Source organism: Nonomuraea composti (assembly GCF_012034275.1).
In the GTDB taxonomy this organism is placed as follows: Bacteria; Actinomycetota; Actinomycetes; order Streptosporangiales; family Streptosporangiaceae; genus Nonomuraea; species Nonomuraea composti.
On sequence record NZ_JAATEP010000113.1, the window covers coordinates 1 to 9,447 of the forward strand.

At 70.1% G+C, this 9,447-nt stretch carries 9 protein-coding genes; 2 read left to right on the top strand and 7 right to left on the bottom strand.

Annotated features, from left to right (window positions below; all coding sequences use genetic code 11):
- The 7 genes from HCN51_RS56990 to HCN51_RS57020 form a co-directional block, all read right to left on the bottom strand.
- The coding region (locus tag HCN51_RS56990) for an ABC transporter permease (protein ID WP_346434188.1) at positions 1-580 on the bottom strand (580 nt) is incomplete at its 3' end.
- Positions 577-1,383: an ABC transporter permease gene (locus HCN51_RS56995; protein ID WP_168022113.1), complete on the bottom strand. Its 807-nt coding sequence runs from the start codon at positions 1,381-1,383 to the stop codon at positions 577-579. The genes HCN51_RS56995 and HCN51_RS56990, both read right to left, overlap by 4 nt.
- A complete protein-coding gene (locus HCN51_RS57000) occupies positions 1,383-2,336 on the bottom strand; it encodes an ABC transporter substrate-binding protein (protein ID WP_168022114.1) in 954 nt (317 codons plus the stop codon). Before HCN51_RS57000 ends, HCN51_RS56995 begins: the two co-directional genes overlap by 1 nt.
- A gap of 78 nt (positions 2,337-2,414) precedes the next feature.
- On the bottom strand, positions 2,415-3,419 hold the full coding sequence (locus HCN51_RS57005) for a methyltransferase (protein WP_168022115.1): 1,005 nt from the start codon (positions 3,417-3,419) through the stop codon (positions 2,415-2,417).
- 17 nt (positions 3,420-3,436) lie between these two features.
- Positions 3,437-4,240, bottom strand: a complete 804-nt coding sequence (locus HCN51_RS57010; RefSeq protein WP_168022116.1) for an ABC transporter permease subunit — start codon at positions 4,238-4,240, stop codon at positions 3,437-3,439.
- Complete coding sequence (locus HCN51_RS57015) at positions 4,237-5,013, bottom strand: ABC transporter permease (protein ID WP_080042348.1); 777 nt, start codon at positions 5,011-5,013, stop codon at positions 4,237-4,239. The genes HCN51_RS57010 and HCN51_RS57015 overlap by 4 nt, the downstream gene beginning before the upstream one ends.
- Positions 5,013-5,885, bottom strand: coding sequence for an ABC transporter substrate-binding protein (locus HCN51_RS57020; RefSeq protein WP_168022117.1), 873 nt, complete (start codon positions 5,883-5,885; stop codon positions 5,013-5,015). Before HCN51_RS57020 ends, HCN51_RS57015 begins: the two co-directional genes overlap by 1 nt.
- Positions 5,886-6,391: 506 nt before the next feature.
- On the opposite strand from HCN51_RS57020, the gene HCN51_RS57025 reads away from it, so the two are divergent.
- Positions 6,392-9,250, top strand: coding sequence for a nitrate- and nitrite sensing domain-containing protein (locus HCN51_RS57025; protein ID WP_168022118.1), 2,859 nt, complete (start codon positions 6,392-6,394; stop codon positions 9,248-9,250).
- On the top strand, positions 9,247-9,447 hold a 201-nt coding region (locus HCN51_RS57030), incomplete at its 3' end, for a roadblock/LC7 domain-containing protein (RefSeq protein ID WP_168011501.1). The genes HCN51_RS57025 and HCN51_RS57030, both read left to right, overlap by 4 nt.

Genomic DNA, 9,447 nt, shown 5'->3' on the forward strand with positions numbered 1-9,447 from the left:
CCAGCGACACGCTCAGCCGCAGCCCCGCGAAGATCTTCGGGGCCGCGGCCGGCAGGATGATCCTGGTCAGCCGCTGCCACCGGCTCAGCCGGTAGACGGCGCCCGTCTCGATGTACTGGCGGTCGACATGGCGGGCGCCGTCCATGCTGTTGATCAGCACGGGCCAGACGACGCCGTACACGATGGACGCGAGCTGCATCGGCGTGCCCACCTTGAACAGCACCAGGAACACCGGCAGCAGTGCGGCGGGCGGGACCGAGCGGCCGAAGTGCACCAGCGGCTCCACCAGCCCCGACAGCCACGACGAGCGCCCGAGCACGACCCCGAGCAGCACCCCGGCCGCGCACGCGATCGACCACCCGGTGAACAGCCTGGACAGGCTGGGCACCAGGTCCGCCACGGCCTCGTCGGTGAGGAACGCCCGCGACGGCGGCCCGGAGAACCACAGCTCGCGCAGCCGCGCCACGATCTGCGACGGCGGCGGGAAGTACGTGGCCTGCGCCGCCCGCGTGACCAGCTCCCAGGCCGCGACCGCCACCGGCAGCAGCCAGTACCACGCCACCCGCCGCAGGAGGCTCACGTGCCCGCCCCCGTCCGCGCGTGATGCCAGCGGAACAGCCGCCGCTCACCGGCCGTGAACAGCAGGTTCGCCGCCAGCCCGAGCACGCCCGCCCACACGGTGGCCGCCAGCACCCGGTCGAGCCGGTTGGCGCTGCCCGCCAGCGACTGGAACGCCCCGATGCCGCCGCCACCCGGCGCGAGCAGCTCCACGCTCACGGCCACGATCAGGGTGACCGCCACCGCGATCCGCACGCCCGTCGCGATGAACGGCGCCGCGCTCGGCAGGCTCACCCGCAGCGCCACCGCGAGGGGGCCGAAGCCGAAGCTGCGCAGCGTCTCCTTGGCGAGCGGGTCGACGTCGCTCAGGCCGTACATCGTGTTGATGAGCAGCGGCCACGAGCAGGTGTAGACCACCAGCGCGGTCTTGGCGTCGTGCCCCTCCGGGAAGAGGAAGACCGCCAGCGGGATCAGCGCCACCGACGGGATCGGCCGCAGGAACTCCACCAGCGGCCGCGCCGAGCGCTCCATGAACGGCACCGTCCCGAACAGCAGCCCAGCCGGGACGGCGACGGCGATCGCGATCGCCAGCCCGGCCAGGCACGGGCCGAGCGTGGCCAGCACGTCGGCCCTGAACTGGGCGTCCAGCGGCAGCGTGGCCGCCGTGGCGAGCACGTGCGAGACGTACGGCAGGAAGTCCGGGATCAGCCCCGTCCGCCCGGCCACCTCGGCGGCGGCGAGAAACCCCAGCACCCCGGCGAGCCCGAGCACGTCCCGCCGGGGCCCGGCGCTGACGGCGCCGCGCCCGGTTCGACGACGGATCATCAGCCGACCGACGCGAAGAGCCCGCCCACGTCCACCTTGCTCTTCAGGTAGCCGTAGCCGTACATGAGGTCGGCCAGCTTCTGCACGCTGGCCCGGTCGGGCTCCATCGTGAACGTCCCGAGCGTCATCGCCGCCGCCGTGTCGGCGGGGATCTGCGTGTACGTCGGCACGACCTCGTCGATGGCCTTGCGGTCGGCGCCGGCGATCTGCTGGGCCTTGGCCAGCGCCCGGTGGAAGGCCGCGGCCGTCTTCGGGTACTTGGTCAGCCACTGCTCGGTGACGCCCCACCCGTCGATCGGCACGCCCGCGGTGACGCCGCTGGTGGTGTCGACGATCTGGGTGGCGCCGCTCTTCTTGGCCGCGCTGAGGAACGGCTCCACCAGCCACGCCGCGTCCACCTTGCCCGTGGACAGCGCGCCGAGCTGGTCGGCGAACGACACGGGGACGAACTTGACCTCTTCCGGCTTGACCCCGGCGGCCTGGAGGTGGGCGTTGGTCACGGTCTGCCCCAGCGCCTTGAGCACGTTGACCGCGACCGTCCTGCCCTTGAGGTCGGCGACCGTCTTGATCGGCGAGCCCTTCGCCACGACCACGGCGGAGACGTTCGGCGCGCCGCCCATGGTGTGCTGGAACAGCTTCAGCTTGGCCGCGCCCGAGTCGTTGATGGTCATGAGCACCACGTAGCTCGTCATGAACGCGTCCATGCTGCCGTTGACGATCTTCGGCATGACGGCCGTCGGCGCCTGGATGATCTCGGTCTTGACCGTCAGGCCCTCTTCCTTGAAGAAACCCCGCTTCTCGGCGATGAACAGCGACGCCGAGGACGGGACCGGCACCACGCCGACCAGGAGCTCGCTCTTCTCCAGCCCCCCGGCGGACGCGGTGCCGCCCGTGCCCGTCCGCCCCTGCCCTCCTCCGCCTCCGCACGCGCTGAGTGCCAGCGCCACTGCCATGCCCGCGACTACGATCCTGGCCAGTTGCATCGCGACTGCCTTTCTGAGTCCGGTGGTCCGGCGGAGGCTGGAGAAAGGTCAGCGGCGCCTGGCCTCGATGAGGTTGGCGCCTGAGCCGAGTTCGACGACGTCGCTGAGCGCCAGCCCCGCCTGGTCGAGCACGGCGGCGTACTCCTCGCGGCTGCGCTCGGTGCCGCCATTGAAGATCGCCAGCATCCGCATGTCAATGTCCTTGCCGAGGTGTGGCTCCTCACTGTCGGGGAGCACCACCTCAAGGATGAGGACGCGCCCGTCGGGGTTCATCGCCTCGCGGACGTTACGCAGAATCTTGACCGCGTCGTCATCGTCCCAGTTGTGCAGGACGCTGGCCAGCAAATAGATGTCGCCGCCCGCTGGAACCCCGGCGAACATGTCGCCGGCCACGACCTCCGCCCGGCCGGCCAGGCCCTCGGCCTCCAGGGTCTGCCTGGCGTGCTCGGTCACGTAGCCGAGGTCGAACAGGATGCCGCGCATCTGCGGGTTGGCGTGCAGGACCGTGGCCAGGATGTGGCCCTTGCCGCCGGCCACGTCCACCATCGTCGCGGTCGCGGGGAAGTCGTACCGCTTGGCCAGGCCCTCGGTGAAGGGGATGGCCCTGGCGGTCATGTAGTCGTCGAACAGCCGGCTGACGTCCGGGTTCCTGGCGAGGTGGTCGTAGAGGGGGCCGTAGCGCTTCATGAACGCCGAGTCGCCGTCGCGCACGGTGGCGGGCAGCATGCCCATGGCGTACCAGAAGCTCTCCTCGCCGAGCATGCGGATCGAGGAGCGGACCGAGTCGGGCACGTCCGAGCGCAGGGCCGTGCCCTTCTCGGTCAGGTCGTACGCGTCCGGCCCTGCCACCTTGACCACGCCCATGCTGGCCAGCTCGCGCAGGACCCGGCGCAGCGAGGGGGCGTGCGCCCCCGCGCGCTCGGCCAGCTCCGCGCTGCCCAGCGGGCCGTGCGCGAGGTGGTCGGCCAGGCCCAGCTCGGCCATGGTCAGCAGGGCCGCGAAGCGGGAGATGTCTCCTACGGCTCCCCACAGGAGGTCATCGGAATGCGGCATGTGTCCTTCCAGAGGGATCACGGGTTGCGGGTGGCCTGCCGGTGCCAGACGAGCACGCGCCGCTCGGCCAGCACGAACAGGGAGTTCACGACGTAGCCGAGGATGCCGAGCAGCGCGATCGCCGCCCACACGCCCGCGCCGTCGAAGCTGCGCTGCGCCTGGAGGAGCTGGTAGCCGACGCCGTCGCTGCCGCCGAGCAGCTCGCTGATCACCATCATGATCAGGGCCAGCGACAGGCTCAGCCGCAGCCCGGCGAAGATCTTCGGCGAGGCGGCGGGCAGCAGCACCACACGTACGTACTGCGCCTTCGTCAGGTTGAAGACCCGCGCCGTCTCCGTGTAGGTGCGATCCACCGCCCTGACCCCGTCGATGGAGTTGAGCAGCACCGGCCAGATCACGCCGAACACGATCGTCGAGAGCTGGGTGATCAGCACCCCGCTCACAGCCTCGGACGACAGCCCGGCCGTGACCACGAGGAACACCGGGATCAGCAGCGGCGGCGGCAGCGCCCGGCCGAACTCGATCAGCGGGTCCACGTAGTCCGTCGCCGCGCGCGAGCGCCCGAGCAGCATGCCCACCGCGATCCCGATCACCGCGGCCAGGATCCAGCCGCCGAACATGCGGCCCAGGCTGGGCAGGATGTTGGCGATCGCGTCGTCGGTGAGGAAGACCCGGCTCACCGGGCCGGAGAACCACAGCTCGTACATGCGGGCGACGATCGTCGTGGGCGGCGGGAAATCGGTGTCCCCGATCGCCCGGGTCACCAGCTCCCACACCACCAGCACGATCGGGACCGCCAGGAACCTGGTGAGCGTCTTCACGACTCCGCCGCCCCCGTCCGCATCCGGTGCCAGTGGAACAGGCGGCGCTCGCCGGCCATCAGCAGCACGTTCGCGAGCACGCCGATGACGCCGGCCCAGAACGTGGCCGCCATCATGAGGTCCGTCCTGTTGCCGCTGCCGGCGACGGCCACGAAGACGCCGATCCCGTTGAAGCCGCCGGCCAGCAGCTCGGCGCTGACGGCCAGGACCAGCGCGATGCCGGCCGCGATCCTGATCCCCGTCGCGACGAACGGGGCCGCGCTGGGCAGGCTCACCCTGGCCAGCACCGCCAGGGGGCCGAAGCCGAAGCTGCGCAGCGACTCCTTGGCCAGCGGGTCGACGTCGTGCATGCCGTACAGGGTGTTGATGAGGATCGGCCACACGGAGGCGTACACGATGACCGAGATCTTCATCAGCTCGTCCACCGGGATCAGCAGGATCGCCAGCGGGATGATCGCCACGGACGGGATCGGGCGCATGAACTCCAGCACCGGCCGGATGGCGCGCTCCAGCGGCGTCAGCGCGCCGAGCAGCACGCCCACCGGGACGGCGATGACGGTGGCGAGGAGCAGGCCGAGCACCCAGTTCGTCAGGGTCGTGCCGACGCCGGCCAGGAACTCGGGGTCGGCGAGCAGGCGCACGGCCTCGTACAGGATGGCCGAGGGGGCGGGGAAGTCGAGCTTGTCACCGATCCCGAAGCGGATGACCAGCTCCCCGAGAACGAGGAAGCCCGCGGCGCCGATGGCGCCGCGGAGCAGTCGTGCACGGATCATCAGCCTGCGGCGGGGGCCGCGATGACCGACTTCACGTCGATCGGGTTCTTCAGGTAGCCGTACTCGAGCATGAGGTCGGCGACCTTCTGCAGGCGGTTGGCGTTCAGCTCACTGGGGTACGCGCCCAGCGTGATCACCGAGGCCGTCTTCGCGTCGATCTGCGTGTACTTCGGCAGCATGGCCTCGATCTCCTTGCGGTCGCTGGAGGCGAGCTGCTGGGCCTTGGAGATGGCCCGCTGGAAGGCGGCCAGCGTCTTCGGGTACTTCGACGCCCACTCCTCGGTGGCCATCCAGCCGGCGATGGGCAGGTCGGCGGTCTGGCCCGTCATGGTGTCGACCAGCTTGCGGAAGCCGAACTTGCTCTGGTTCGCGGTGATGAACGGCTCGGTGATCCAGCCCGCGTCGGCCTGGCCGCTCTGGATCGTGTTGCCCATTTCCGGGAACGGCTTCTCGACGAACTTGACGTCGGTCTCGGAAAGGCCGGCCACCTTGAGCTGCGAGGTCACCGCGAGCTGGGCGATGTTCTTGAGGTTGTTGACCAGAACGGTCTTGCCCTTGAGGTCCGCCACCGTTTTGATCGGCGAGTCCTTCGGCACCATGATGTTGAAGGTGTTCGGGGCGGCCTGGTACATGTCCGCGACCAGCTTGATCTTCTTGCCCTGGCTGACGGCCATGAACGTCGAGACGTAGTTGGTCTGCGAGATGTCGAGCGAGCCGTTCTCGATCGCGGGAATGGCCGCGGCGCCACCCGTGATCGTCTTCGGCGTGACCGTCAGGCCCTCCTCCTTGAAGAAGCCCTTGGCGTTCGCGATGTAGAGCGACACCGGGTCCGGAATGGGGAGCGCCCCGACCGTGATGTTGGTTTTCTCCAAGCCGCCGCTGTTGGCAGCGGTGTTCGCGGAGTCGCCGGAACCACCGCAGCCGGCAAGGGTGAGAGCGACTGTGACGCCGAGAACAATGGCGTGACAGCGCAGTTTGCGTGTCATGGGGGGAGTCTCCTACCAGGGGGAAGTCTTCTGGAGATCGGCACAGGCTGCCGGGCGTGAAGCGTACCGGAGGGGAGATCGGAACGGCAGCACTATGCCACGTTTATGAGGTTTATCAACAAAATATGACTGTGCACCGCTATAGATGTAAATAGTGTCATTAAGGGTGTTTAGTGACCAAATGTCCGGTTTGGCGGCTTGGTTGCGCTCCGTGTCCGGGGGTTTGCCACCTGAACAATGTGTGAGTTGGAACGGTTGAAAACGGCCGAGACGTTGGCCTAACTATGAGGTTTGTGCTCAAATTGGGCCTCGAACTTGCCTGCGATCACTCGTCCGTGTGACGAAGCCGCTGAGACCCCCCTAAAGCAGGCCATGGCGAGAGGTTGCCACCAGTGAGGACAACAACGACCGGCTCCGGTCGTGGTAGCGCTCCGGACGTTCCGGAAGAGCCTGCGGGCGGTGCGGCGCCGCCCCAGCCGCCGCAGCCGCCCCGTTCGGGCAGCTCCTTCGCGCTGCGCAACTGGCGTGTGCGCACCCGCCTCATCGCTCTCATCGCCATTCCCACGATCGTGGCCGTGATCCTGGGCGCGCTGCGCGTCACCACCTCGATCTCCAGCGCGCAGCAGTACCAGCTCATCAGCGACTCGGGACGGCTGGTCGCCCAGCTCGGCGAGCTCGCCCGCGATCTCGGCATGGAGCGCGACCAGGCCGCCCGGTTCGTCGCCGAGGGCCGGCGCGACGACGACAAGCTGAAGAGCCAGCAGGGCATCGTCGACGCCAGCGTCACCCGCACGAAGGAGCTGGCCAAGAGCGTCGAGCCGTCGCTGTCGGACCTGGGGCGCCGGATCCTCGACCGCATCGAGGTCCGGCTCAGCCAGCTCGCGTCCCTGCGCCAGACGGTCAGCGGCTCGGAGCTGCCGCCGCTGCCCACCGTGGAGAAGTACTCCGAGACCATCGCCGACATGCTGCAGATGTACGACGAGCTCGGCCAGGGCTCCACGGACGAGCAGCTCAACTCGACGGCCGCCGCGCTGCGCGCCGTCGCCCGCGCGGAGGAACAGGCGTCCAAGCAGCGCGCGCTGCTGACGATCGCGCTGGTCCGCGGCCGGTTCGAGGAGCCGGAGTTCAACGCCTTCCTCGACGCCCGCTCCCGCCGTGAGAGCGAGCGCAACACGTTCCTCTCGGTCGCCACCGCCGCCCAGCGCCAGAACTTCGACAACACGGTCGCCAGCCGCAAGATCGGCCTGGCCGAGCTCTACATCAGCCGCGCCGTGCTGCTCAACAACAACGGCCAGTCGCTGCGCCGGCTCGACAACAAGACCGTCAACGACACCGACAGCTGGTTCGACGCGATCTCCGAGACCGTCGACCGGCTCCACCAGGTGCAGAAGTCGCTGTCGGAGCAGGTGGCCACCCGCAGCACCGACGTCGCCAGCAGCGACCGGCAGCTCGCCGCCATCAACATCGGCATCGTGATCGCGCTGCTGATCCTGGTCCTCGCGATCACCGCCCTCATGGCCGGCTCGCTGGTACGCCCCCTGCGCCGCCTGCGCGGCGACGCCCTGAAGATCGCCGGCCACACCCTGCCCGACCTGGTGCGCCAGCTGCGCAGCACCGACGTCGACCCCGACCAGCTCCGCGTCCCGCCCATCGAGATCAACTCCAGGGACGAGATCGGTGAAGTCGCCCGGGCCTTCGACGAGGTCCACCGCGAGGCGGTCCGCCTGGCCGGCGAGGAGTCCCGGCTCCGTAGCAACGTCAACGCGATGTTCGTGAACCTGTCGCGGCGCAGCCAGACGCTGGTGGAGCGGCAGATCACCCTGATCGACGGCCTGGAGCAGGGCGAGCAGGACGAGCAGCGGCTCGGCAACCTGTTCAAGCTCGACCACCTCGCCACCCGCATGCGGCGCAACAGCGAGAACCTGCTCGTCCTCGCCGGCCAGGAGCCGCCGCGCCGCTGGAGCCAGCCCGTCAAGCTCGTCGACGTCGCCCGCGCCTCCCTCTCCGAGGTCGAGAACTACGAACGGGTCGTGCTGGAGGTGCCGGAAGGCGTCTCCATCGCCGGCCAAGCCGTCAACGACGTCATCCACCTGCTCGCCGAGCTGATCGAGAACGCGCTGTCGTTCTCGCCGCGCGAGACCCGCGTCCCCGTCTCCGGCAGCCGGATCGACGGCGGCGGCATCATGCTGTCCATCAGCGACTCCGGCATCGGCATGACCGCGGAGGAGCTGGCCCAGGCCAACGAGCGCCTGACCGACGCGCCCACCGTGGACGTATCCGTCTCGCGCCGCATGGGCCTGTTCGTGGTCGCCAGGCTGGCGCACCGGCACGGCATCCGCGTCCAGCTGCGCCCGCACGGCTCCGGCGGCCTGACCGCCATGGTCCTCATCCCCGAGTCGCTGCTCGGCGCCCAGGCCCCGCCGCCGGCCGCCACCCCCGCCGCCGGCGGGGGCGCTCCCCGGGAGGCGTTCCAGACGCCGCAGCCCGCCGCGGCCAGTCCGTGGCCCGCCACGTCGTACCAGCTCGGCCCCGGGCACCCGTCCTATCCGTCGTACCCGTCGTCGGAGCCCCTCCCGCAGGGCGGCGGCTCGTGGGCGTCGGGCCCCGCCTTCCCCGCCGAGGCCGGCGGCTGGATGTCGGCCGACTCCTCCAACGACGTCTGGGTGACCTCCCGCGGCCCCATGACCGGCGACAGCGGGCTGCCGCAGCGCGAGAGCGGCCTGCCCCAGCGCGGCGCGCTGCCCGACGAGACCCGCCCGTGGCTGCGCGGCCCCGAGCAGCCGCTGCCTGCCCAGAACGCCTTCAACAGCTTCCCCGAGACCGAGTCGGCCGCGACCGGCCCGATGCCCGCCGTCAAGCCGGCCTCGGCCGGCGACGAGTACCTGCCGATCTTCGCCTCGGTGGAGTCGGCCTGGTTCGACCACAACGCGGCCGAGGCCAACGCCACATGGGGCTCCGCCAACGCCGACGCGGGCTGGAGCAGGGCCGAGGCCGTACGGGAGCCGGTGCGCGACGGCGCGACGGCGGCCGGGCTGCCCAAGCGGGTGCCCAAGGCCAACCTGGTGCCCGGCTCGGCGGACACCGTCTCGGCGCCCAAGGGCGTCGCACCCATGCCGGCGGTCTCACCAGAACGTGTACGCAGCCGGCTGTCCAGCTTCCAGCAGGGCTTCCGGGCCGCGCGCGACGACATCAGCGAGGGCAGGACGTACGGGTCCGGGCCCAGGAATAACAGTAGGGAGGAGGGCGCGTGAATGACCTGAGCCACGCGGCACGCGGGGTGGACTGGTTAATCACCGACTTCGTCAGTACCGTTCCGGGGGTCGCGCACGCGGTGGTCGTCTCGTCCGACGGGTTGCCGCTGGCGGCGTCGGCGGGTTTTCCGGCCGATCGGGCCGATCAGCTCGCCGCGATCGCGTCGGGTCTGGTCTCCCTGACGCAGGGCGCCGCG

What these genes read in the sequence shown, in the direction of transcription:
- HCN51_RS56995 (WP_168022113.1), bottom strand. Translation starts at nt 1,383, where the DNA reads ATGATCCGTCGTCGAACCGGGCGCGGCGCCGTCAGCGCCGGGCCCCGG.
- HCN51_RS57005 (WP_168022115.1), bottom strand. Translation starts at nt 3,419, where the DNA reads ATGCCGCATTCCGATGACCTCCTGTGGGGAGCCGTAGGAGACATCTCC.
- HCN51_RS57015 (WP_080042348.1), bottom strand. Translation starts at nt 5,013, where the DNA reads ATGATCCGTGCACGACTGCTCCGCGGCGCCATCGGCGCCGCGGGCTTC.
- HCN51_RS57000 (WP_168022114.1), bottom strand. Translation starts at nt 2,336, where the DNA reads ATGGCAGTGGCGCTGGCACTCAGCGCGTGCGGAGGCGGAGGAGGGCAG.